Annotated in this window: 21 protein-coding genes; 15 read left to right on the top strand and 6 right to left on the bottom strand. The window is 73.6% G+C overall.

The window, feature by feature from the left end:
• Nucleotides 1-49 precede the first annotated feature (49 nt).
• From AB0C76_RS12660 to AB0C76_RS12620, 9 genes are all read left to right on the top strand, one after another.
• On the top strand, nt 50-637 hold the full coding sequence (locus AB0C76_RS12660; RefSeq protein ID WP_359963820.1) for a nicotinamide mononucleotide transporter family protein: 588 nt from the start codon (nt 50-52) through the stop codon (nt 635-637).
• Complete coding sequence (locus tag AB0C76_RS12655) at nt 634-1,917, top strand: bifunctional 3,4-dihydroxy-2-butanone-4-phosphate synthase/GTP cyclohydrolase II (protein WP_359963702.1); 1,284 nt, start codon at nt 634-636, stop codon at nt 1,915-1,917. Before AB0C76_RS12660 ends, AB0C76_RS12655 begins: the two co-directional genes overlap by 4 nt.
• Nucleotides 1,918-1,997: 80 nt before the next feature.
• Nucleotides 1,998-2,471: a 6,7-dimethyl-8-ribityllumazine synthase gene (ribH, locus tag AB0C76_RS12650; protein WP_359963700.1), complete on the top strand. Its 474-nt coding sequence runs from the start codon at nt 1,998-2,000 to the stop codon at nt 2,469-2,471.
• 136 nt (nt 2,472-2,607) lie between these two features.
• Nucleotides 2,608-2,880: a phosphoribosyl-ATP diphosphatase gene (locus AB0C76_RS12645; RefSeq protein WP_097238956.1), complete on the top strand. Its 273-nt coding sequence runs from the start codon at nt 2,608-2,610 to the stop codon at nt 2,878-2,880.
• Between the two features lie 50 nt (nt 2,881-2,930).
• Nucleotides 2,931-3,779, top strand: a complete 849-nt coding sequence (gene hisG, locus AB0C76_RS12640; RefSeq protein ID WP_359963698.1) for an ATP phosphoribosyltransferase — start codon at nt 2,931-2,933, stop codon at nt 3,777-3,779.
• A 176-nt stretch (nt 3,780-3,955) separates the two neighbouring features.
• Nucleotides 3,956-4,396 carry a PH domain-containing protein gene (locus AB0C76_RS12635; RefSeq protein WP_359963696.1) on the top strand — a complete coding sequence of 147 codons (441 nt, stop codon included), beginning with the start codon at nt 3,956-3,958 and terminating at the stop codon, nt 4,394-4,396.
• A 202-nt stretch (nt 4,397-4,598) separates the two neighbouring features.
• Complete coding sequence (locus tag AB0C76_RS12630) at nt 4,599-5,939, top strand: hemolysin family protein (RefSeq protein WP_359963694.1); 1,341 nt, start codon at nt 4,599-4,601, stop codon at nt 5,937-5,939.
• Nucleotides 5,936-6,982, top strand: a complete 1,047-nt coding sequence (locus AB0C76_RS12625) for a hemolysin family protein (RefSeq protein WP_359963692.1) — start codon at nt 5,936-5,938, stop codon at nt 6,980-6,982. The genes AB0C76_RS12630 and AB0C76_RS12625 overlap by 4 nt, the downstream gene beginning before the upstream one ends.
• Before the next feature lie 141 nt (nt 6,983-7,123).
• Nucleotides 7,124-8,146 (top strand): NAD-dependent epimerase/dehydratase family protein, encoded by a 1,023-nt coding sequence (locus tag AB0C76_RS12620; protein ID WP_359963690.1) that lies wholly within the window; start codon nt 7,124-7,126, stop codon nt 8,144-8,146.
• A 3-nt stretch (nt 8,147-8,149) separates the two neighbouring features.
• Here the strand turns inward: AB0C76_RS12620 and AB0C76_RS12615 are convergent, their stop codons facing one another.
• Both AB0C76_RS12615 and AB0C76_RS12610 read right to left on the bottom strand, forming a co-directional pair.
• The gene (locus tag AB0C76_RS12615; RefSeq protein WP_359963818.1) at nt 8,150-10,165 is read right to left on the bottom strand and encodes an AAA family ATPase; all 2,016 of its coding nucleotides are present in this window, start codon (nt 10,163-10,165) and stop codon (nt 8,150-8,152) included.
• A gap of 399 nt (nt 10,166-10,564) precedes the next feature.
• Complete coding sequence (locus AB0C76_RS12610) at nt 10,565-11,176, bottom strand: hypothetical protein (RefSeq protein WP_359963816.1); 612 nt, start codon at nt 11,174-11,176, stop codon at nt 10,565-10,567.
• Between the two features lie 249 nt (nt 11,177-11,425).
• Here AB0C76_RS12610 and AB0C76_RS12605 point away from each other — a divergent pair, with 249 nt between their 5' ends.
• Complete coding sequence (locus AB0C76_RS12605; protein WP_359963688.1) at nt 11,426-12,589, top strand: acyl-CoA dehydrogenase family protein; 1,164 nt, start codon at nt 11,426-11,428, stop codon at nt 12,587-12,589.
• Between the two features lie 146 nt (nt 12,590-12,735).
• Here the strand turns inward: AB0C76_RS12605 and AB0C76_RS12600 are convergent, their stop codons facing one another.
• Nucleotides 12,736-13,191: a hypothetical protein gene (locus AB0C76_RS12600; protein WP_359963686.1), complete on the bottom strand. Its 456-nt coding sequence runs from the start codon at nt 13,189-13,191 to the stop codon at nt 12,736-12,738.
• Nucleotides 13,192-13,420: 229 nt separating this feature from the next.
• On the opposite strand from AB0C76_RS12600, the gene AB0C76_RS12595 reads away from it, so the two are divergent.
• From AB0C76_RS12595 to fxsA, 4 genes are all read left to right on the top strand, one after another.
• Nucleotides 13,421-13,861 carry an Lrp/AsnC family transcriptional regulator gene (locus AB0C76_RS12595; RefSeq protein WP_329929553.1) on the top strand — a complete coding sequence of 147 codons (441 nt, stop codon included), beginning with the start codon at nt 13,421-13,423 and terminating at the stop codon, nt 13,859-13,861.
• A 63-nt stretch (nt 13,862-13,924) separates the two neighbouring features.
• The gene (locus tag AB0C76_RS12590) at nt 13,925-15,538 is read left to right on the top strand and encodes an amidohydrolase (protein ID WP_359963684.1); all 1,614 of its coding nucleotides are present in this window, start codon (nt 13,925-13,927) and stop codon (nt 15,536-15,538) included.
• Between the two features lie 202 nt (nt 15,539-15,740).
• A complete protein-coding gene (gene lnt, locus AB0C76_RS12585; RefSeq protein ID WP_359963814.1) occupies nt 15,741-17,381 on the top strand; it encodes an apolipoprotein N-acyltransferase in 1,641 nt (546 codons plus the stop codon).
• A 56-nt stretch (nt 17,382-17,437) separates the two neighbouring features.
• Entirely contained in the window at nt 17,438-18,016 is a 579-nt protein-coding gene (gene fxsA / locus AB0C76_RS12580; RefSeq protein WP_359963682.1) for an FxsA family membrane protein, read from the top strand.
• A gap of 158 nt (nt 18,017-18,174) precedes the next feature.
• Here the strand turns inward: fxsA and AB0C76_RS12575 are convergent, their stop codons facing one another.
• The 3 genes from AB0C76_RS12575 to AB0C76_RS12565 form a co-directional block, all read right to left on the bottom strand.
• Nucleotides 18,175-18,549, bottom strand: coding sequence for an RNA polymerase-binding protein RbpA (locus AB0C76_RS12575; RefSeq protein ID WP_329929550.1), 375 nt, complete (start codon nt 18,547-18,549; stop codon nt 18,175-18,177).
• A gap of 276 nt (nt 18,550-18,825) precedes the next feature.
• Complete coding sequence (locus AB0C76_RS12570) at nt 18,826-20,442, bottom strand: hypothetical protein (RefSeq protein ID WP_359963680.1); 1,617 nt, start codon at nt 20,440-20,442, stop codon at nt 18,826-18,828.
• A gap of 116 nt (nt 20,443-20,558) precedes the next feature.
• Nucleotides 20,559-20,753, bottom strand: coding sequence for a hypothetical protein (locus tag AB0C76_RS12565; RefSeq protein WP_359963678.1), 195 nt, complete (start codon nt 20,751-20,753; stop codon nt 20,559-20,561).
• A 411-nt stretch (nt 20,754-21,164) separates the two neighbouring features.
• On the opposite strand from AB0C76_RS12565, the gene AB0C76_RS12560 reads away from it, so the two are divergent.
• Entirely contained in the window at nt 21,165-21,581 is a 417-nt protein-coding gene (locus tag AB0C76_RS12560; protein WP_359963676.1) for an ankyrin repeat domain-containing protein, read from the top strand.
• Nucleotides 21,582-21,605 lie beyond the last annotated feature (24 nt).

Raw genomic sequence — 21,605 nt, 5'->3', positions numbered from 1 at the left:
GAGCACCGAAGCCTTCACCGTCCTCGGCGAGCACGTGAAGTGGGCCGACATGATCGGCAACGTGTTCGGCCTGACCGGACTCGCGCTCGGCTGGCGCCGCTCGGTGTGGAGCTGGCCGGTCCAGCTGCTCTCCGGTGCCGTGCTGATCGCCGCCTACCTGGGCGGTCACGTCCCGGGCCTGATCGGCAAGCAGCTGATCGTCATCGTCACCGCCGCCTGGGGCTGGGCGCAGTGGCAGCGCGGCCGCCGGGACACCGGCACGATCGCCGTGCGCTTCGCCACCTGGCCCGAGCGCGCGGCCCTGGTGGCCGGCACCGCCGCCGGGACGGTCGCGCTGGGTCTGCTGTTCAAGGCCTACCCGACGCTCTCCTGGAGCCCCTGGTCGGACGCCTACATCTTCGTCGGCACGCTGGCCGCGATGGTCGCCCAGGCGCGCGGCTGGCTGGAGTTCTGGTTCGCCTGGATCGCCGTCGACGTGGTCGGCGTCCCGCTCGCCTTCAACAGCGGCTACACCTTCTCCGGCCTCACCTACTCGATCTACTTCGTCCTGGTGCTGCTCGGCCTGCGCGCGTGGTGGCTGAGCACCCGTGAGCAGCGCCCCCAGTCCGCCACCGTCCCGCAGGGAGTCACCGCATGAGCCGCCAGAGCAGCTTGACGTCCCGTCAGAACGACGGAGAAGCCGACGAGTTCGTCCTCGACCCGGTCGAGCGGGCGATCGCCGACATCGCCCTCGGCCGCGCCGTGATCGTGGTCGACGACGAGGACCGCGAGAACGAGGGCGACATCGTCTTCGCCGCCTCCGCCGCGACGCCCGAGCTGATGGCCTTCACCATCCGCTACAGCTCCGGCGTGATCTGCGCCCCGATGACCGGCGACGAGCTCGACCGGCTCAAGCTGCCGCCGATGACGCAGGTCAACGAGGACCGCAAGGGCACCGCGTACGCCGTCTCGGTGGACGCCCGCGAAGGGGTCGACACCGGCATCTCCGCCGCCGACCGCGCCCGCACCGTCCGCCTGCTGTCCTCGGCCGGCACCGAGCCCGGCGACCTCACCCGCCCCGGCCACGTCTTCCCGCTGCGCGCGGTCGAGGGCGGCGTGCTGGTCCGCCCCGGCCACACCGAGGCCGCGGTCGACCTGGCCCGGCTCGCCGGGCTGGCGCCGGCCGGCGCGATCGCCGAGGTGGTCAACGACGACGGCACCATGGCCCGCCTGCCCGAACTGGTCGCCTTCGCCCGCGAGCACGGCCTCGCGATCATCTCCATCGAGGACCTGATCGCCTACCGCCGCCGCACCGAGCTGCACGTCGACCGTGCCGCGACCACCGCGCTGCCCACCGTCCACGGCGAGTTCACCGCCGTCGGCTACAAGGGCACCATCGACGGCGTCGAGCACATCGCCCTGGTCGCCGGCGGACTCGGCCCGGACGGGAGGCTGCCGGAGGGCGAGGACGTGCTGGTGCGCGTCCACTCCGAGTGCCTCACCGGCGACGTCTTCGGCTCGCTGCGCTGCGACTGCGGCCCGCAGCTGGAGGCCTCGCTGCGCCGGATCGCCGAGGCCGGCCGCGGCGTCGTCCTCTACCTGCGCGGTCACGAGGGCCGGGGGATCGGCCTGGCCCACAAGCTGCGCGCCTACGAGCTCCAGGAGCAGGGGCGGGACACCGTCGACGCCAACCTCGACCTCGGTCTGCCGGCCGACGCCCGCGACTACAGCATCGGCGCCCAGATGCTCGTCGACCTCGGCGTGCGCTCGCTGACGCTGCTCACCAACAACCCCGAGAAGCTCACCGCGCTCACGGAGCACGGCCTCAAGGTCAAGGGGCGCGAATCGGTCGAGGTCGCGCCGGGCGAGCACAACCTGCACTACCTGCGCACCAAGCGCGACCGGATGGGCCACGACCTGCCGGGCCTCGGCTCCTGACCGCGCCCGCACCCGCCGGGCCGCAAGGCCGGGACGACCATGACGACCAGCACGACCGAGACGAACAGGAAGTAGCGAACATGAGCGGCCACGGAGCCCCCGAGCTGACCATCGACGGCGCCGCCGACCTCAAGGTCGCGGTCGTCGCCGCCCAGTGGCACGACCAGGTGATGAACGGCCTCCTGGACGGCGCCCACCGGGCGCTCAAGGAGCTGGGCGTCACCGAGCCGACCGTGCTGCGCGTGCCCGGCACCTTCGAGCTGCCGGTGGCCGCCAAGCGCCTCGCCGACCGCGGCTACGACGCCGTGATCGCCCTCGGCGTCGTCATCCGCGGCGGCACCCCGCACTTCGACTACGTCTGCCAGGCGGCCACCGCCGGCCTCACCCAGGTCAGCGTGGACACCGGCGTCCCGGTCGGCTTCGGCGTGCTGACCTGCGACAACGACGAGCAGGCGCTCGACCGCGCCGGCCTTCCCGGCTCCGCCGAGGACAAGGGCCACGAGGCGGTCACGGCCGCCGTCGCCACCGCGGTGACGCTGCGCGACCTCGCCTGAGCGCGCGCGTCACCGATCGCGCCGCCCCGGCGCCGCCACGCGCGCACGGTCCCGGACCGTGGACGTCCAATGGACTGTCCACGGTCCGGGACCGTTTACCGTCGGTGCGCCCGCACGCCGTAAGGTGAGTCCCATCATGGCTTCGAAGACATTCGAGGAGCTCTTCGCCGAGCTCCAGCAGAAGGCCGCCACCGGCGACCCCTCGTCCTCCCGCACCGCGCAGCTCGTCCAGCAGGGCGTCCATGCGATCGGCAAGAAGGTCGTCGAGGAGGCCGCCGAGGTCTGGATGGCCGCCGAGTTCCAGTCGGACGAGCAGACGGCCGAGGAGATCTCGCAACTCCTCTACCACCTTCAGGTGATGATGATCGCCCGTGGCCTGACGCTCGACGACGTCTACAAATACCTCTGACAGACCGCTTCCACCAGCACCCCTCCCAACAGGTAAGGAACCGACCTCCCATGCTGCGCATCGCCGTCCCCAACAAGGGTTCTCTCTCGGGTCCCGCGGCGGAGATGCTCCATGAGGCCGGCTACCGCCAGCGGAAGGACCCCAAGGAGCTCGTTCTCGTCGACCCGAACAACGAGGTCGAGTTCTTCTTCCTCCGCCCGCGCGACATCGCCGTCTACGTCGGCTCCGGCCGCCTGGACGTCGGCATCACCGGCCGCGACCTGCTGCTGGACTCGCACTCCAACGCCGAGGAGGTCCTCGCGCTCGGCTTCGCCGGGTCGACCTTCCGCTTCGCGCGTCCCGAGGGCGTCCCGGTCGAGGACGTGAAGGGCCTGGAGGGCCTGCGCATCGCGACCTCCTACACGGGTCTGGTCGAGCAGCACCTCGCCGACCACGGCGTGAAGGCGACGGTCACCAAGCTGGACGGTGCGGTGGAGACCGCGGTGCAGCTGGGCGTCGCCGACGTGATCGCCGACGTCGTGGAGACCGGCACCAGCCTGCGCAACGCGGGCCTGGAGGTGTTCGGCGAGCCGATCCTGATCTCCGACGCCGTCGTGATCCGGCCGAAGGGCGCCGGCGAGGACCCGGCGGTGGAGCAGTTCCTGCGCCGCCTCCAGGGCGTGCTGGTGGCCCGCCGCTACGTGCTGATGGACTACGACATCCGCGCGGAGAACGTGAGCGCCGCCGTGGCCCTCACCCCGGGCCTGGAGTCGCCGACCGTCTCCCCGCTGCACACCGAGGGCTGGGTGGCCGTCCGCGCGATGGTGCTCCGCAAGGAGGCCCAGCGGATCATGGACGACCTGTGGGGCATCGGTGCCCGGGCGATCCTGGTCACCAACATCCACGCCTGCCGCCTCTGACCTCGTGTTCCGCGGGCCTCCGGTCCGCGCGCAGGTAAACAAGGGTTGAATGGGGCGGGGACGCCGACCGGCGTCCCCGCCCTCGCGCTGTCCGCCGCCGAAGCCCGCTCCGCCGCCGGACCGCGCCGTGCGCCACCGAACCACCCCAGACCGAACCACCCCCACCGGAGACCCACGTGTCCACGTCCGTCGAGTACCCCGTCACCTGGGCCCCGCGCCGCACCCGTGCCGTGCTGCTGCCGGTCTGCGCGCTGCTGGTGGTGCTGTTCGCCGGGATGGCGCTCGTGCTCCCGGAGACCTGGCAGCTCAACGACCGGATCATGATGCTGTGCAGCGGCGTCGCGTTCGCGTGCGTCGGCCTGATGCTGGCCCGCCCGCGGGTGACGGCGGACGCGGAGGGCGTGACGGTGGTCAACTTCGTGCGCAGCCGCCGGCTGGCCTGGGCCGAGATCGTCCGGGTCAACTTCCGCCAGGGCGACCCGTGGGCCACGCTCGACCTGTCCGACGGCACCTCGCTGGCCGCCGTCGGCATCCAGTCCGGCGTCGGCAAGGCCCAGGCGATCGCCAACGCCCGCGCGCTGCGCGACCTCGTCGAGCACCACGCGCACGCCGCCTGAACCGGGCCCGAACGCTCCTCCCGACATCGAACCGCGGTCGAATAACGGTCGAAACGGCTATGGTCTACGCTGGTAAAAGTGGGGCAAAGTTGCCGCCCCGCCCGTAACGACCTGAGGAGTGACACTCTCCCTCGATGGACGATCCGTCCGGTAGTAGTACCTGCGCCGCCTCACTTCCAACCCCCGGAAGGCAGGCGGCACTGTGATCACCGCCTGGCTGCTGTTGTTCGCGGCCGCCCTGCTCATCCTCGCCAACGGCCTCTTCGTGGCCGCCGAGTTCGCCTTCGTGACCGTCGAGCGCGGGGCGGTGGAGCGCGCCGCCCAGGCCGGGGACGCCAGGTCCCGCCGGGTCGCGCGGGCCCTGCGACACCTCTCCTTCGAGCTCTCCGGCGCCCAGCTGGGCATCACCGTCACCTCGCTGGTGGTCGGCATGCTCGCCGAGCCGGCGCTGTCGACCCTGCTGAGCCCGGTGTTCGATGTCCTCGGTCTGCCCGACGCCGCCGCCCACGGCACCGCCGTGATCCTCGGCATGCTGCTGGCGACCGTGCTGCAGATGGTGATCGGCGAGCTGGTCCCGAAGAACTGGGCCATCTCCCGACCGCTCCAGGTGGCCCGCGCGGTGGCCGCGCCGCACATGGCGTTCTCACGCGTGTGCCGTCCCCTGATCAGCTTCCTCAACGGGGCCGCCGACCGCACGGTCCGTGCCCTCGGCGTCGAGCCGCAGGAGGAGCTGGCACACGCCCGCACCCCGGCCGAACTGGTCTCGCTGGCCCGGCACTCGGCCAGGGCCGGCGCGATAGACGAGGAGTCGGCGACGCTGTTCGTCCGCACCCTCGGCCTCGGCGAGCTCACCGCGGAGTCGGTGATGACGCCGCGCGTGGACGTCGCCGCGCTGCAGCGCGACGCGACCGCCTCCGACGTGGTCAACCTCACCCGGGCGACCGGCCTGTCCCGCTTCCCGGTCTACACCGACAGCCTGGACGAGGTCACCGGCATCGTCACGCTCAAGGACGCGCTGGCCGTCCCGGCCGTCCACCGCGGTCGGACCCGGGTCGCCGAGCTGGCCTCGCCGCCGCTCCTGGTGCCCGAGACGCTGCCCGCCGAGCGCCTGCTCGACCAGCTGCGCCGGCTCCAGCCGATGGCGATCGTGGTCGACGAGTACGGCGGCACCGCCGGCGTCGTCACGGTCGAGGACATCGTCGAGGAGATCGTCGGCGAGGTGCAGGACGAGCACGACCCGGCCGACACCCCCGAACTGGTCCCGCTGCCGCCCGTCGACGGCCGGCCGGTCTGGGAGGCCGACGGCCGCGCCCGGACCGACCAGCTGGAGGCCATCGGTCTGCACGCCCCGGACGGCCCGTACGAGACGCTGGCCGGCCTGGTCGCGGACCTGCTCGGCAAGCTGCCCGAGCCGGGCGAGCAGGCCCACCTGCCGGGCTGGCTGCTGACCGTGGAGGCGGTCGACCGGCACCGCACCAGCAAGGTCCGGGTGGAGCGCAGCACCGCGCACCCGGAGTCCGACGACGAGGACGGGACCCGATGACCGAGCTCCAACTGGCCGTCGCCCTCCTGCTCCTGCTCGGCAACGCGTTCTTCGTCGGAGCCGAGTTCGCGGTGATCTCGGTGCGCCGCAGCCAGATCGAACCGCTCGCCGAGGCGGGCCACAAGCGCGCCCGCACCGTGCTGCACGCGCTGTCGAACGTCTCCGCGATGCTCGCCGCCGCCCAACTGGGCATCACCGTCTGCTCGCTGGGCCTCGGCGCGCTCGCCGAGCCGACGATCGCGAGCCTGCTGGAGGGCCCGTTCCACGCGATCGGGATCCCGTCCGGCCTGATGCACCCGCTGTCGTACGGGATCTCGCTGGCCGTCGTGGTCTTCCTGCACATGGTGATGGGCGAGATGGTGCCGAAGAACATCGCCCTGGCCGGGCCCGAGAAGGCCGCGCTGTGGCTCGGCCCGCCGCTGGACCGGCTGGCCCGCTGGCTGGCCCCGGTGATCGGCTTCCTGAACGCCTTCGCCAACGCCGTGCTGAAGCTGTTCCGGGTCGAGCCCAAGGACGAGGTCGAGTCGGTGTTCACCACCGAGCAGCTGATGTACCTGCTGATCGACTCCCGGGACGCGGGGCTCCTCGACGAGGAGCGCCAGGAGCGCCTGGAGGACGCGCTGGAGATGGGCCACCGCCCGGTCACCGACGTCCTGCTCAGGCCCGAGCAACTGGTCACCGTGGACACCAAGGTGACCGCCGCGGAGGTCGAGGAGCTGGCGCTGCGCACCGGCTTCTCGCGCTTCCCGGTCACCGACGGGGACCCGGCCGGCCACGGCTACCTGGGCTACCTGCACCTCAAGGACATCCTCGACGTCGAGGACCCGTCGCTGCCCGTCCCGGCCCGCCTGTGGCGGCCCATCACGGTGCTGCGCGGCGGTCTCCCGCTGGACGACGCGCTCGGTGCGATGCGCCGGGCGGCCTGCCACCTGGCGGCCGTCCTCGACCAGGACGGGCGCACGCTCGGCGTGGTCATGCTGGAGGACGTCCTGGAGGAGCTGGTCGGCGAGATGCACGACCCGGACCACCGCTCCGCGGCGTAACGTTTCGCCGCGTTCTGCCGGGTTCCGCCGCCGCCGACGGTCGCTTCGCCACCTCCTTCACCGGCGTTTCCGCTCCCGGCGATTCTGCCGAGAGCAGGCAGCCGTTCCCATGCCGGCCACCCGCGGGGCAGGGTGGTCGGCATGAGGCTTCTCCTGCTGGGTGGAACGAAGTTCGTCGGACGCGCCGTCGCCGAGGAGGCGGTGGCACGGGGCTGGGAGGTGACGGCCCTCAACCGCGGCACGCAGCCCGCGCCCGAGGGCGTGACGGTGCTGCGGGGTGACCGCACCGCCGAGGGCGGGCTCGACGCCCTGGCGGCGGGGGAGTGGGACTCGGTGGTGGACACCTGGTCCTGGGCCCCGGCGGCGGTCCGGGCCAGTGCCCGGCTGCTCAAGGACCGGGTCGGGCACTACGCGTACGTGTCCAGCTGCTCGGTGTACGACTACCCGAAGCCGGCCGCGGCCGACGAGTCCGCGGCGGTCGTCGAGGCCGCGCCGGACGCCGCGGGCGAGGTGCCGTACGCCGAGGCCAAGCGCGGCGCCGAACTCGCCCTGGAGGAAGAGTTCGGCGGGAGCGCGGTGTACGCCCGCGCCGGGCTGATCCTCGGCCCGTACGAGAACATCGGCCGGTTGCCGTACTGGCTCAACCGGATCGCCAGGGGCGGCCCGGTGCTCGCCCCCGGCCCGCGCGAGCTGCCGCTGCAGTACATCGACGTCCGGGACCTCGCCGCCTGGATGCTGGACGCCACCGCGGCGCGCCTCGGCGGCGCCTACAACCTGGTGAGCCCGCGCGGGCACGCGACCATCGGGGCGGTCCTGGAGGAGTGCGTCCGCGCCACCGGCTCGGACGCCGACCTGCGCTGGACGGACCCGGAGCGGATCGTGGCGGCCGGCGTCGCACCGTGGACGGAACTGCCGATCTGGGTGCCGCCGGGCGACCTGCACGACTACCTGCACGACGCGAACGTCGACCGCGCGGTGGCCGACGGCCTGCGCTGCCGACCGGTGGCCGAGACCGTCCGGGACACCTGGGCGTGGCTGGAACCGATCGGCGGCAGCGCGCCGCAGCGTACCGACCGGCCCTTCGTGTGGCTCGACGCCGCGCGCGAGGCCGAGCTGCTCGGGAGCCCCGGGAGCCCCGGGAGCCCCGGGAACCTCGGGAGCTGAGCCTCAGCTCCGGCCGTCGATCAGCTCCCCGTACGCCTGGACGAGGTCCGGCAGCCGCAGCGTCGCCAGGTCCTCCCGGCCCGGCGGCTCGCGCAGCAGCGAGAGCCGCAGGTCCCGGTAGGCGCAGGACTTCTCGTACAGGGTGCGGATGAACCGGCCGTTGCCCAGGTCGTCGATCCAGCCCTCGCGCACCACGTGGGTGCAGATGCTGGCCAGCTCCTCGGCCGCGTCCTCGTCCCAGCCGTCGCCGTCCCGGCCGGCCAGCGCCGCGCCGATCGCGGTCAGCTCGCCGGGGCGGTAGCTGGGGAAGTCGACCCGGGTGGTGAAGCGGGAGTTGAGGCCGGGGTTGGTGGCGAGCAGCCGGTTCATGCCCTCGGGGTAGCCGGCCAGGATCACCACCAGCCGGTCGCGGTTGTCCTCGGCGCGCTTGAGGAGCACCTGGAGCGCCTCGTCGCCGTACGCGTCACCCTTGGTGTAGCCGGAGTTGGAGAGGCTGTACGCCTCGTCGATGAAGAGCACGCCGTCCAGCGCGGAGTCGATCAGCTCGTTCGCCTTGACGGCGGTCTGGCCGAGGAACTCGCCGACCAGGTCGGCCCGTTGCGCCTCGACCAGGTGGTCCCCGGAGAGCAGGCCGAGGGCATGGAAGACCCGCCCGAGGATCCGGGCGACGGTGGTCTTGCCGGTGCCGGAGGGGCCGGAGAAGACGAAGTGCCGCTTGGGCGGCTGGACCGGCAGGCCCTGCTCGGCGCGGAGCCCGGCCATCCGCAACTGCGCCGACAGCGCCCGCACTTGGCGCTTGACCGGTTCCAGGCCCACCATCATGGCCAGTTCGGCCAGGGCGGCATCCAACTCGCGCTCGCTGCCTGCCTGTCGGGATCCTGCCGACGGGGCGACCCGGGGCAGCGCCTCGCCGCGGAGCGGCAGCGGCACGACGGGCACGACGGGTCCGGCCGATCCCGAGCGCTCGCCGGCGGCCTGCGGTGGGGCGTCCGGCGGAGCGGCCTCCTCGGCGTACCCGCCGCCGCTCGGGTAGCCGGGCTCCTGGCCGTACGCGTCCTGGTACTCGACGTCCTCGGGAGAAAGGCCGTCCGGAGAAAGGCCGTCGGGGGAGAGGTCGTTCGGAGTGAGCCCGTTCGGCGAAAGTCCGTTCGAAGGGAGCCTGTTGGGAGAGAGCTCGTCCGGCGTGAACAGCCCCGGTGACTGCACACCGGGCAGGAAGCCGTCCGGTGCCAGCTCCTCCGGCTGGACGTCGTCCATGTACGCCTCCTCCGCCCCGCCCGGGCGTCCGCCCTCCAGCAGCCCGTCCGCGAGCGCGTCCTCCGCCGAGATCGCGGCCAGCCGGGCGGCGGTGTCCATGAACGCCGGATCGGCCCGGTGCACCGCCCGGTACAGCGGCAGCGCCGCCGCGCTGCGCCCGGCCCCCTCGTACGCCCGCCCCAGCCAGTACCGCAGCTCCTTGCGCTGCGGCTGCTCGGAGCGGCAGCGGGCCAGCGAGGCGGCCAGCGGGGCCTGGGCCTGGGCGCACATGTCCAGCCGGACCCGCGCCATGCCGGCGAACAGCCCGGCCTCGATGCCGAGCATCGGGTCGTCGAGCAGCCGGTCGGTGTCGCGGATCAGCTGCTCCCAGTCCTTGAGCAGGTAGGAGCGGCAGGCGTACAGGAACTGGGCGGACGGGTCCTCGCTGGGCGCCGGGCACTGCTCCAGCGCGCGGTCGAGCTCGGCGAGGTGTCTGCCGTCCAGCCAGTGCGAGGCGTGCGCGAGCGCGAGGTCGCGCGCGTCCTCCAGGACAGGCTGCACCCACCAGCCCAGCCAGTACCAGGAACTGAGCGGCCGGCGGTGGATCCGGCGCTGCTCGCCGAAGCGCTTCTGGTGGCGGTACATCGCGAGCAGGGCGGCCGGGGTGTCGCTGCGCAGGGCGTGCAGGCCGAGCCACGCGTCGGCCATGCCCGGGTCGAGCCGGACGGCCGCGCGGAACTCCTCCTCGGCGCGCGCGTACGCGCCCGCCGTGTAGGCGTCCATGGCACGCAGCCAGGCCCGGTCGGCGAGCCGGTCCGGGCCGCCCGGGTTGCTGTCGGAACTGTCCACCGTCGTCACTCACGCCCCCCGCGGTGTGGCCCGGGGCTCGGCTCGCAGGCCGCGTGCGCGGAGCCGGCCGGTGCTCGCAAGCCCCCGGGGCGCCGATGCGCCTGGTGCAAATCGTACCGGGGCCACGCTGATCCGGAAGGGTGCCGCGCTGGTTCAAATGCGATCGTGCGCGCGGTTGTTGAGCACGTCGGGCGGCGGGGGAGCGCATTTCACGACGGGCGCGGACGGCACCCCCGGCTCACGGGGGAACAAGCCGGGGATGCCGGGTCCACGGTGGCCGGAGGCTTTCGTTCCGGCGCCTGGGGAGAACTTAGGACGCGGTGACTGCGCAGGTCAAGAGCTTGTTGAAGGTTCACCCGCGGTGCCCGGCGAGATCCGTCCGGTCACGCCGTCGACGCGGGTGCCGGCGTGCGGGCGGCTCGGGTCGGCGGCGAAATGCGCCGATTCGGCGCGTGCCCAGCCCGCCCAGAATTCGGCCAGTTCCGGCCCGTCCCGTTCCTCGCCGCGGCGTCGGGCGGTGGCGGCGTCCAGGTCCATCCAGATGATCCGCGCCAGCCACGGCCGCACCTCCCGCCGCCCGGCCCCGACGCCCTCCACCAGCACCACCGGCGCCACCGGCACCGCGGCCGTGCCGGCGAACCGCCGCAGGGTCCAGTCGTACACCTCGTACGCGGTGTCCCGCCCCGCAGCCAGCGGCTCCAGCACCTGCTCGCGCAGCCGCCCGGCCCAGCCGAACGGCTCGGCGTGGGTGGCGAGATCGTCGAGGTGGACCACCGGGGCCCCGCCCAGCGCCCCGGCCAGTCGCCCGGCGAAGGTCGTCTTACCCGAGCCCGCGTGCCCGTCCACCGCGACCAGCCGCACCGGCCCGCAGGACGGCGGCAGCGCCCGCAGCGCGGCGGCGAGGGTGCCGAGAGCGTCCGGTGCGCCGTGATCGGGCGTCGCGATCAGGCCGGCACGGGGATTCGGGGTATCGGAAGCAGCCACATCGTCAACCCTACGGTGCCGTACCCGGCCACTCCGGACAGTTCATATGTGCAGGTCGTGACGTGGGCGCGGCTTTCGGGCATACTCACTTCGCCACGCCTGTGAACGGCCGTTCACCGCAACCCGGTGCCGGTCGGGCCGACCTGCCACACCCGCGCCGGACCTGCCGAACCAGGATTCCGGCACCCGACCGAGGAGGCGACCGCCGCCATGACCACCTCCCCTGCGAAGCCCGTGGACCGCCAGCTGCCCACCGAGGAGGCCCACGAGCTGCTGAGCCTCACCCGGGAGCTGGTCCAGCGCGAGCTCAAGCCGCGCGCGGCGGAGGACGAGGCCGCCGACCGCTTCCCGCGCGACGTCTTCCGCACGCTCGGCGAGGCCGGCCTGCTCTCCCTGCCCTACGACGAGAAGTACGGCGGCGGCGAGCAGCCCTACGAGGTCTACCTCCAGGTCCTGGAGGAGCTGTCGGCCGGCTGGCTGGCCGTCGGCCTCGGCGTGAGCGTGCACACGCTGTCCTGCCACGCGCTCGCCACCTTCGGCACCGAGGAGCAGCGCGCCGCCTGGCTGCCCGGCATGCTCTCTGGCGAGCAGCTCGGCGCCTACTGCCTCTCCGAGCCGCAGTCCGGCTCGGACGCCGCCGCGCTGCGCACCCGCGCCGAGCTGGACGGCGACGAGTACGTCGTCAACGGCACCAAGGCATGGATCACCCACGGCGGGCGGGCGGACTTCTACAGCGCCCTGGTGCGCACCGGCGCGGACGGCCCGAAGGGCATCAGCTGCCTGCTCGTCCCCGGCGACCAGCCCGGCCTGTCGTTCGCCGCGCCGGAGCACAAGATGGGCATGCGCTCATCGCCGACGGCGCAGGTGCACTTCGACGGCGCCCGCGTCCCGCGCGAGCGGCTGGTCGGCGAGGAGGGACAGGGCTTCCAGATCGCCCTCGCCGCCCTCGACTCCGGCCGCCTCGGCATCGCGGCGTGCGCGATCGGCGTCGCCCAGGCCGCGCTCGACCTCGCGGTCGAGTACGCCGGCACCCGCCGCCAGTTCGGCCGCCCGATCGCCGAGTTCCAGGGCCTGTCGTTCATGCTCGCCGACATGGCCACCCAGATCGAGGCCGGCCGGGCGCTGTACCTGACCGCCGCGCGGCTGCGCGACGCGGGCCGTCCGTTCTCCAAGGAGGCGGCGATGGCCAAGCTCTTCTGCACCGACACCGTGATGCGGGTGACCACGGACGCCGTCCAGGTGCTCGGCGGCTACGGCTACACGCAGGACTTCCCGGCCGAGCGGTACATGCGCGAGGCGAAGGTGCTGCAGATCGTCGAGGGCACCAACCAGATCCAGCGGCTCGTGATCGGCCGCCACCTCACCCGGGGCTGACGCGCCCCGGCGAGGGGCCGACGCGCCCCTCGCCCGGGGCCCACGGCCCCCGACACGGCCTCCGGCCGTCGCTCCAGGGTGCGGAGCGACGGCCGGAGGGTCGCTTTCCCCCGATTGCGGTTTGACGTCCCGTCAACCGGCGCGCGTCAGCGGCGGATCAGCCGGCGCCGCTGCTCGGGGATGGTCGGCGTGACGGCGGTGACGCGCACCGGGCGGTGCGCCACCGCGTGCGAGAACGGCTGGGTGCGCCAGTCCAGGCCGCTCGGCAGCTTGAACAGCGCCTCGAAGCCGGCCGGGCCGTCGCCGTCCGAGGCCTCCACCTCGGCGAGGTCGTCGGTCGGGGCGCCCGAGCCCGGGCAGATCGCGGGGGCGAAGGGGTTCCACGCGGTCGGCAGCAGGGCGTGCAGCGGCAGCCGCTCCTCGTCCGCGACGAGGGCGATCGGGCGTCGGCACTCGGGGCAGTGGACCCGGAAGATCTCCCAGGACTCGCCGTCGCCCGGGTCGGCGCTCGGCGTGGGGAGGTTCCCGACCGCGATGTCGTCGCGGCCGGCCGTATCGTCGGTCTCGTCGGAGCCCAGGGCACGCTGGTCGGTAGCAGGCATGAGGATCCCCCTCGGATCGGGCCCGGCGTGGTCGCCCGGGGCCACAACCAGCACTTCCCTCCCGCGCGGATACATAATCCTGCGGTCCGGCGCACCGTGATGCACCGGGTGTGTCCTTGGCCACATTCGCCCGGCATGTGCCCGCCTGGCACCCCGGCCCGCCCCTGGTGACACCGTGTGCGCCCATCGGGGCGCCCCGCGCGCCCCCGAGCGGGTAGGTTTGCGCACTGTGGAGGATCTCGACCAACGCATCGTCCAGCTGCTCCTAGAGGACGGCCGGATGAGCTACACGGACCTGGGCAAGGCCACCGGCCTGTCCACCTCGGCGGTGCACCAGCGCGTGCGCCGCCTCGAACAGCGCGGGGTGATCCGCGGCTACACCGCGATCATCGACCCCGACGCCGTCGACCTGGCGCTGACCGCGTTCATCTCGGTCAAGCCCTTCGACCCCAGCGCGCCCGACGACACCCCCGAACGCCTGGCCGGCCTGCCCGAGATCGAGGCCTGCCACAGCGTCGCCGGCGACGAGAACTACATCCTCAAGGTTCGCGTCGGCGCGCCCGGTGACCTGGAGGACCTGCTCGCCCGCATCCGCAGCGCAGCCGGCGTCTCGACCCGCACCACCGTCGTGCTGTCCACCCCCTACGAGGCGCGCCCCCCGAAGATCTGAGCACCGGCCCAGGGGCCCTCCTGCCCGTCAGCGGGCAAGGAGGGAGGGTGCAGACTTGGGCGCATGACCGAACGCACCTCCCGGACCGTCCTGCTGCGCGGCGGCGCCGTCTACAGCCCCGCCGACCCCTTCGCCACCGCGATGCTCGTGGAGGGTGAGCACGTCGCCTGGGTCGGCAGTGACGGTGCCGCCGAGGCGTACGCGGGGGTGGCCGACGAGATCGTCGACCTCGACGGCGCCCTGGTCACCCCGGCGTTCGTCGACGCCCACGTGCACGCGACCTCCACCGGACTGGCGCTCACCGGCCTCGACCTCACCGGCAGTCCGTCCCTCGCCGCCGCCCTGGCGGCCCTCACCGCCTTCGTCGACGCCCAGGAGACGGCCGGCGGCGTGCTCATCGGCCACGGCTGGGACGAGACCGGCTGGCCCGAGGGCCGCCCGCCCACGCTCGCCGAACTCGACGCCGCCGCACGGGGCACCGCCGTCTACCTCTCCCGCACCGACGTCCACTCCGCCCTCGCCAGCACCGCGCTGCGCACCCTCACCGAGGGCCTCGCCGACCTGCCCGGCCACTGTGCCGAGGGCCCCCTCACCAAGGACGCCCACCACGCCGTCCGGCAGACCGCGCTCGCCCGCCTGACCCCCGAGCAGCGCCGCCGCGCCCAGCGCGCGACCCTCGCCCGCGCCGCCGAACTCGGCATCGGCGCCCTGCACGAGTGCGCCGGACCGGAGATCTCCTCCGAGGCCGACCTGGCCGCCCTGCTGGCCCTGGCCGCTGAGGGCGAGGGCCCCGAAGTCTTCGGCTACTGGGGAGAGTTGGGCGGCGTCGAGACGGCCCGCCGGCTCGGTGCGGTCGGCGCCGGCGGAGACCTCTTCGTCGACGGCGCGCTCGGCTCGCACACCGCCTGCCTGCACGCCGCCTACGCCGACGCCGACCACACCGGAACCGCCTACCTGACCGCCGACCAGATCGCCGACCACGTGGCCGCGTGCACCGAGGCCGGGCTCCAGGCCGGCTTCCATGCCATCGGCGACGCCGCCGTCGGCGCCGTCATCGACGGCGTCCGGGCGGCCGGCGAGCGGGTCGGCGCCGCGCGCGTCAAGGCCCTGCGCCACCGCGTCGAGCACGCCGAGGCGCTGGACGACGAATCCGTCGCGGCCTTCGCCGAACTCGGCCTCACGGCCTCCGTCCAGCCGGCCTTCGACGCCGCGTGGGGAGGCCCGGAGGGCATGTACGTCCAGCGCCTCGGCGCCGAACGGGCCGCCGCGCTCAACCCGTTCGCCGCCCTGCTGCGCGCCGGCGTCCCGCTCGCGTTCGGCTCCGACGCCCCGGTGACCCCGCTCGACCCGTGGGGGACGGTCCGGGCCGCGGCCTTCCACCGGACGCCGGAGCACCGGATCTCCGTCCGCGCCGCGTTCACCGCCCACACCCGCGGGGGCTGGCGCGCGATCGGCCGCGACCAGGACGGCGTCCTCGTCCCGGGCGCCGTCGCCAGCTACGCCATCTGGGCCGCCGGTGACCTGGTCGTCCAGGCCCCCGACTCCCGCGTCGCCGGCTGGTCCACCGACCCGCGCTCCGGCACCCCGGGCCTGCCGGACCTCACCCCCGGCCACCCGCTGCCGACCTGCCTGCGCACCGTCGTGCGCGGCCGGACGGTCCACGCGGCCGCCGAGTAACGCCCCCCGCTGCTCGCCCGGCCCGCCCCGGGCGAGCAGCACCCCGGCGCCGTACGAGGTCGCTGCCCGCACCCGCTCGGAGCCGCTCGTCCCGGACACCCGCCGCACAACTCCCCCTCGCCTCCCGGTCACCGTCCGTTCCGGGGTACCTTCTTCGGACAGCGTCCGAACAACAAGCCAGAGAGATGGTGCGCCGGTGACCATGTCCGTCACCCGGGAGCGGTCCGCTGCCGCACCCGAGCCGCCGGCCCCCGAAGCACGGCCCGGCCGGCTCGCCCGGGCCATCGCCAAGGTCCGCGCCGGTCTGCCCCGGACCGGCCTCTCGGCGCTGGCCGGCCTGCTGCTGGCCCTCGCCTTCCCGCCGTACGACCTGTGGCCGCTGTCGCTGCTGGGCGTCGCGGCGCTCTCGCTGCTCACCCGGGGCCGCACGCTCCGCCAGGCGGCCTGGACCGGCTTCGCGTTCGGCTTCCCGTTCTTCCTGATGCTGCTCAGCTGGCTGCGCGTGGTCGGCTGGGACGCGACGGTCGGCCTGTCGGTCGTCGAGGCGCTGTTCATGCTGCTCCTCGGTGTCGCCCTCGCCCTCACCTCCCGGCTGCCCGCGTGGCCGCTGTGGGCCGCGTGCCTGTGGGTCACCCAGGAGTGGGCGCGCGACCGGCTGCCGCTCGGTGGCTTCCCCTGGGGCCGGCTGGCCTTCGCCAACACGGCGACCCCGTACACCCCGCTGGCCGCGATCGGCGGCGCCCCGCTGGTGACCTTCGCGGTCGCCCTCTCCGGCGCCCTGCTGGCCTGGGCGGCGCTGCGCCTGCGCGGCCCGCGCCGTGCCCCGCGCGTGGCCGCCCTGGCCGGACTCGGTGCCGTGGCGGCGCTGCTGGCCGGCTACCTCGTCCCGGTGCCGACCAAGGCCGACGACACCGTGAAGGTCGCGATCGTCCAGGGCAACGTGCCCAACCCCGGCATGGACTTCCTCGGCCGCCCGATGATGGTCCTCAACAACCACGCCTCGGCGACCGAGCGGCTGGCCGCCGACATCAGGGCCGGCAAGGTCGAGCGCCCCGACGTCGTGATCTGGCCGGAGAACTCCTCCGACCTGGACCCCTTCAGCGACCCGCTCGCCTACGAGCGCATCAACGGGGCCGTGAAGGCCGTCGGCGTGCCCACCCTGGTCGGCACCCTGGTGGACGGCCCGGACGACCAGCACGTCCAGAACGAGGGCATCGTCTGGGACCCGAAGACCGGCCCCGGCGCCTCCTACACCAAGCAGCACCCCGTCCCGTTCGGCGAGTACGTGCCGTTCCGCGCCCAGCTGATGAAGGTGATCACCCGTCTCCAGCGGGTCGCCCGCGACTTCTGGCCCGGCGACCACAACGGCGTCATGCAGGTGGGCCCGGCCCGGATCGGCGACGTGATCTGCTTCGAGGTCGCCTACGACGAGATCGTCCGCGACACCGTCGACAGCGGCGCCCGCGTCCTGGTCGTGCAGACCAACAACGCCACCTACGCGAAGACCGGCCAGCCCGAGCAGCAGCTCGCGATGTCCCGGCTGCGCGCGGTCGAGCACGGCCGGGCCGTGCTGATCGCCGCCACCAGCGGCATCAGCGCGGTGATCGCCCCGGACGGCACGGTGGAGCAGCGCACCCAGGAGCTGACGCCGGCCGAGCTGTCCGCCACCGTCCCGCTGCGCGACGGCACCACGGTCGCCGACCGGATCGGCCCCGCCCCGGAGTGGGCGCTCGCCCTCGGCGGCCTGCTGGCCTGCGGCGCGGGCCTGCTGGTCACCGTCCGCCGCCGCCGGTCCGCCGGAACACCGGCCGCCGGGGAATCGTTGGACCAGGTGGTGCCGTAGCCGGCCCGGACCTCCCGTGCGGCGTGCAGAGCACCGCCTTGGAGTGGATCCGTACCGTGACCCAGCAAGCTGCCCCCACCCGTCCGGCCCCGCGCGGAAAGCTCCGCCGTGTGCTGCCGCTGCTGATCACCGCCTGGCTGGTGCTGGAGATCTGGCTGCTGGTCCAGGTGGGTTCGTGGCTGGGCGGCTTCGCCGTCCTGCTGCTGCTCATCGCCGGCGCCGTGATCGGCGGCTCGCTCATCAAACGGGCCGGGCTGAAGGCGCTGTCCGCGGCGATCGAGCAGAGCAAGGACCCGAAGTCGCAGCAGCCCCAGACCGGCACCAGCATGACGGTCCTGGCCGGTCTGCTGCTGATCGTCCCCGGCTTCCTGTCGGACCTCGTCGCGCTCACCCTGCTGTTCCCGCCGACGCGCGCGCTCTGGCGGGCGGCCGGCCGCCGACTGGCGGACAAGGCGCTGCGCAGCACCTCCGCCGTGGGCGCGGACGCGTTCGCGGACGCGGTGCGGCTGCAGGAGCAGATGCGCATCCACCGCCCGGACGGCAAGGTCATCCAGGGCGAGGTGGTGGATCCGGAGGCCGGCCCGCGCGGCCCGCAGGGCCCGGACACCACCTACCGCCCGCCGATCACCGGCTGACCGCCCCGACGCCCCGGCCGGGCCCGTCCGCGGGCCCGGCCACCCTTGCGTCCGGGCCGTCCCGTCCGGATCCGGACACGCGAAGATCCGGACACGCGAAAGGGACCCTGGATCCCAGGGTCCCTTTTCGCGTCCTCCCGCCGGGGCGGGAGAGAGGGTCAGGCGCTCTTGCGGGTGTCGCGCGGGTGCACCGCGAGGTTCATCCCGCCGGAGCGGAGCACCGCCAGCCGCTCGGCCAGCACCTCCTCCAGCTCCTCGCGCGTACGGCGCTCCATCAGCATGTCCCAATGGGTGCGCGTCGGCTTGGTCTTCTTCTCCTCCGGCTCGTCGCCGTCGAGAAGCGTCGCCTCCTGGCCACAGAAGCGGCATTCCCAGGTCTGGGGGATCTCCGCCTCGACCGAGAAAGGAACCTCGAATCGGTGTCCGTTCTGACATGCGTACTCGACGGTCTGGCGGGGAGCCAGATCGATACCACGGTCGGTCTCGTAGCTAGTGGCCCCGAGTCGCGTGCCGCGGAGAGCTCGCTCGCTCATGAATCGTGCCTCCCGGGCTTATGGCCCACAGGACTAGTGGTCGCTGTTCTTCGTCGTTCGGTCAACGCTCGGCTTCCGACGAAGATTCCCGTCCCGGGACATGCGTCGTCTGTCGTGCCGCCCCTGTTTGTACCCACCGGCGCCCGATTTGTCACATCTGGCCGGTGATATCACCCCAGGTGTCACCTATTTCACAGCTGGTGATCGTGCGGCCTTTCAGTCACGAGCGTACCGGGACGGGATTCGGAAGCCGTCGGCGCCCCCGGTTCCTTGCGGTCAGGAGATCGGACGGGAACGGATCATCGGCTCGCCCTTGCCGAGGTCGACGGGCCCGGCGGCGGGCGCCGGCTCGGCGGGGCGGAGCAGCGGGGGCTGCTCGGGGCGCGGCGGCGCGTCCGCCGCGGCCTCGGTGCGGGTGTCGCGGTGCGGCAGCAGGGCGATCACGGCGTCCCGCAGGGCGGCCGGGGCCTCGTCGTCCAGCGGGTCGACGGTGGCGGGCACCTGGAGCCGGACCGGGGCGCCGTTGCCGATGCGTGCGTAGCCGCGGCCGATCGGGGCGTGCGCGGCGGGCACGATGTCGAGCGGGGCGCCGAGCGCGACGCGGCCCTCCTCGGGACCGGCCGGGCCGAGCAGGACCCGGGCCCTGGTGGTGGTCCGGACGGTGGGGGTGATCCGGTCCCGGGCCTCGACGTCGTCGGCGATCACGACGGTGACGCGGGCGGCGCGGCCGTGCCGCAGCGGGAGTTCCAGCAGGTCCTGCGGGTCGGGGCGGCCCTCGGCGTGGGCGAGCTCGCTGAGCTCGGTCGGGTGGTCGAGCAGCAGCCACAGCGGCCGGGTGACGTCCTCCGGCGGGGCGCTGCCGGTGTGCCGGGCGGCGTTGAGCGCGGCGAGCCGCCGGTCGGTCTCCTGGGCGGCCCACTCCAGGGCGGCGAGCGCGCCGTGCAGGCTGGTCTCGACGGTGTGCACGCCGGGCCGGTTGACCAGGCACGCGTGCTCGCCGGTGCCGGCGCCGTCGATCACCACGAGGTCGGCGTACGGGAGGGCCTGGAGCGCGATCGAGCGGACCAGGCTGGAGGTGCCGTACCCGGCGACACCGAGCACGAGCAGGTGGGGTTCGCCCGAGCGCGGCCCGGTGCGCCAGATCACCGGCGGCTGCTGCGTCACGGCGCCGCCCTGGCCGACCGGGATGGTGCGGGCGGTGCCGTCCTCGTCGGTGAAGCCGAGCACGATCTCGCCCGGGGCGGCCACGAAGCGCTGGGCGACGATGTCGGTGGGCAGCGGGCTCATCGCGGAGATCCGCAGCTTGTTGGACTCCTCGTCCCAGTCGAAGCGGTACTCGCGGGCCCGCCCGGCCTTGCCCTGGACGACCTGCTCGATCCGGGCCCGGGCGGCCGGCTCGGTGTCGGTGAAGTACGCCGGATAGGTGAGCTCCAGGCGGGAGAGCCGGCCCTCGCCGTCGAACTCCCAGGAGTCGAAGGCGCTCTTGTAGCTCCCCTCGAAGCGGTACAGCGGGTTGGCGTCCTCGGGGCCGCAGAAGTAGGGCGTCAGCGCGGAGTAGAGCGCCGCGAGCTTGACGTCGGCGACGTCGGGCGCGGGCGGGGCGGGCGGCGCCTTGGGGGCCCGTCCGGCCCACGCGGCGCTGGCCATGAGTGCGATCAGGGCGAACAGCAGGCCGTGCGGCAGCAGGTAGATGCCCACGAGCATCGCGGCGGACAGGAACAGCGTCGGGCCGCGGCGCTCCTTGGGGGTGGCCTGCCAGCGGCCCTTGGCCCAGCCGGCGTGGTGGCGCAGGCCGCGGCCGATGACGGTGAGCGGGGCGAACATGTCGGAGGCGTGGTCCCCGGCGGTCCGGGCGATCTCACGGCCCTTGCCGAGGTGGCGGTGGAGCGACATTCCTTGACTCCCCGGGCGGTCGGGACGGGTGGGGGGTGAAGCGGGGACGGCTCGTGGTACGACGGGGCCCGGGGCGGTGGGATCCGCGCCCGGGCCCGTGCGGGGGAGTGGCGGCGCTAGAACTTCAGGCCGCCGAGCAGGCTGGCGAGGCTCGCGCCGCCCGCGGTGATGCTGGGTGCGATCGAGGAGCCGGCGACGTAGAAGCCGAAGAGCGCGCAGACGATCGCGTGGGAGACCTTTAGTCCGTCCCGGCGGAAGAACAGAAAGGCGATGGTGCCGAACAGGACGATGCCGGAAATCGAGAGGATCACGTTCTGCTCCTCGGGGAGGGGGACAGGGACAGTGTCACTGAAAGTGCCCCAATCGTGACAAAAAGTAATAGATGATGGAACGGTGCAAATGGGTGGTTTCACCGCTCAATACCGCCGTGGGGCCCGGGCGGAGGTATGCGAACCGGCCCGGGTCGGGGCCGTGCGACGCTCTGTTGCGGTGCGGCGAGGCATTCCCGGCGGGTGGGCGGGAAGTTTCCCGGGGGTTCCGGAAGTTCGCTCGAACGGCTGCGCAACCGAACCGTCGGCGAGTCGTGTCCGGTGGGGCCCGCATCCGCCATCCGGACGCGTGCTGGCCCGGGCCTGCGCCCGACGGCTACGGTGCGGTACGCGCAGCCGGCACCGCCACCGAGCACGAACCGACCGCGAACCGACCACGAGAGGCCGCCCGCCATGACCGACGCCGCCAGCCCGCAGCCCGCCGACGCCCCCGACGCCGAGGTGATCGCGCTCGCGGGGAAGCTCTTCGACGCCGCCCGGGCCGGGGACACCGACGCCCTGACCGCCGCCGTCGACGCGGGCGTCTCCGCGAACCTGACCAACGGCAGCGGCGACACGCTGCTCATGCTCGCCGCCTACCACGCCCACGCCGGCACGGTCGCCGCCCTGGTCGAGCGCGGCGCCGACCCGAACCGCGCCAACGACAAGGGCCAGACCCCGCTCGCGGGCGCCGTCTTCAAGGGCGCGGTGGACGTCGTCGACGCCCTGCTGGCCGCCGGCGCCGACCCGAAGGCCGGGTTCCCGTCCGCCGTCGACGCCGCCGCGATGTTCGGCAAGACGGACCTCCTCGCCCGGTTCGAGGGCCGCTGAGCCGAGGTCGTAGTCTTTTCAACC

The organism is Kitasatospora sp. NPDC048722 (genome assembly GCF_040650235.1).
Taxonomy (GTDB): domain Bacteria; phylum Actinomycetota; class Actinomycetes; order Streptomycetales; family Streptomycetaceae; genus Kitasatospora.
Note: the sequence above shows the minus strand (reverse complement) of the source record. Positions and strands in the feature narration are given on the sequence as shown.

What these genes read in the sequence shown, in the direction of transcription:
- AB0C76_RS12660 (WP_359963820.1), top strand. Translation starts at nt 50, where the DNA reads ATGATCGGCAACGTGTTCGGCCTGACCGGACTCGCGCTCGGCTGGCGC.
- AB0C76_RS12655 (WP_359963702.1), top strand. Translation starts at nt 634, where the DNA reads ATGAGCCGCCAGAGCAGCTTGACGTCCCGTCAGAACGACGGAGAAGCC.
- ribH (WP_359963700.1), top strand. Translation starts at nt 1,998, where the DNA reads ATGAGCGGCCACGGAGCCCCCGAGCTGACCATCGACGGCGCCGCCGAC.
- AB0C76_RS12645 (WP_097238956.1), top strand. Translation starts at nt 2,608, where the DNA reads ATGGCTTCGAAGACATTCGAGGAGCTCTTCGCCGAGCTCCAGCAGAAG.
- hisG (WP_359963698.1), top strand. Translation starts at nt 2,931, where the DNA reads ATGCTGCGCATCGCCGTCCCCAACAAGGGTTCTCTCTCGGGTCCCGCG.
- AB0C76_RS12625 (WP_359963692.1), top strand. Translation starts at nt 5,936, where the DNA reads ATGACCGAGCTCCAACTGGCCGTCGCCCTCCTGCTCCTGCTCGGCAAC.
- AB0C76_RS12620 (WP_359963690.1), top strand. Translation starts at nt 7,124, where the DNA reads ATGAGGCTTCTCCTGCTGGGTGGAACGAAGTTCGTCGGACGCGCCGTC.
- AB0C76_RS12615 (WP_359963818.1), bottom strand. Translation starts at nt 10,165, where the DNA reads ATGGACGCCTACACGGCGGGCGCGTACGCGCGCGCCGAGGAGGAGTTC.
- AB0C76_RS12605 (WP_359963688.1), top strand. Translation starts at nt 11,426, where the DNA reads ATGACCACCTCCCCTGCGAAGCCCGTGGACCGCCAGCTGCCCACCGAG.
- AB0C76_RS12600 (WP_359963686.1), bottom strand. Translation starts at nt 13,191, where the DNA reads ATGCCTGCTACCGACCAGCGTGCCCTGGGCTCCGACGAGACCGACGAT.
- AB0C76_RS12590 (WP_359963684.1), top strand. Translation starts at nt 13,925, where the DNA reads ATGACCGAACGCACCTCCCGGACCGTCCTGCTGCGCGGCGGCGCCGTC.
- lnt (WP_359963814.1), top strand. Translation starts at nt 15,741, where the DNA reads ATGTCCGTCACCCGGGAGCGGTCCGCTGCCGCACCCGAGCCGCCGGCC.
- AB0C76_RS12575 (WP_329929550.1), bottom strand. Translation starts at nt 18,549, where the DNA reads ATGAGCGAGCGAGCTCTCCGCGGCACGCGACTCGGGGCCACTAGCTAC.
- AB0C76_RS12570 (WP_359963680.1), bottom strand. Translation starts at nt 20,442, where the DNA reads ATGTCGCTCCACCGCCACCTCGGCAAGGGCCGTGAGATCGCCCGGACC.
- AB0C76_RS12560 (WP_359963676.1), top strand. Translation starts at nt 21,165, where the DNA reads ATGACCGACGCCGCCAGCCCGCAGCCCGCCGACGCCCCCGACGCCGAG.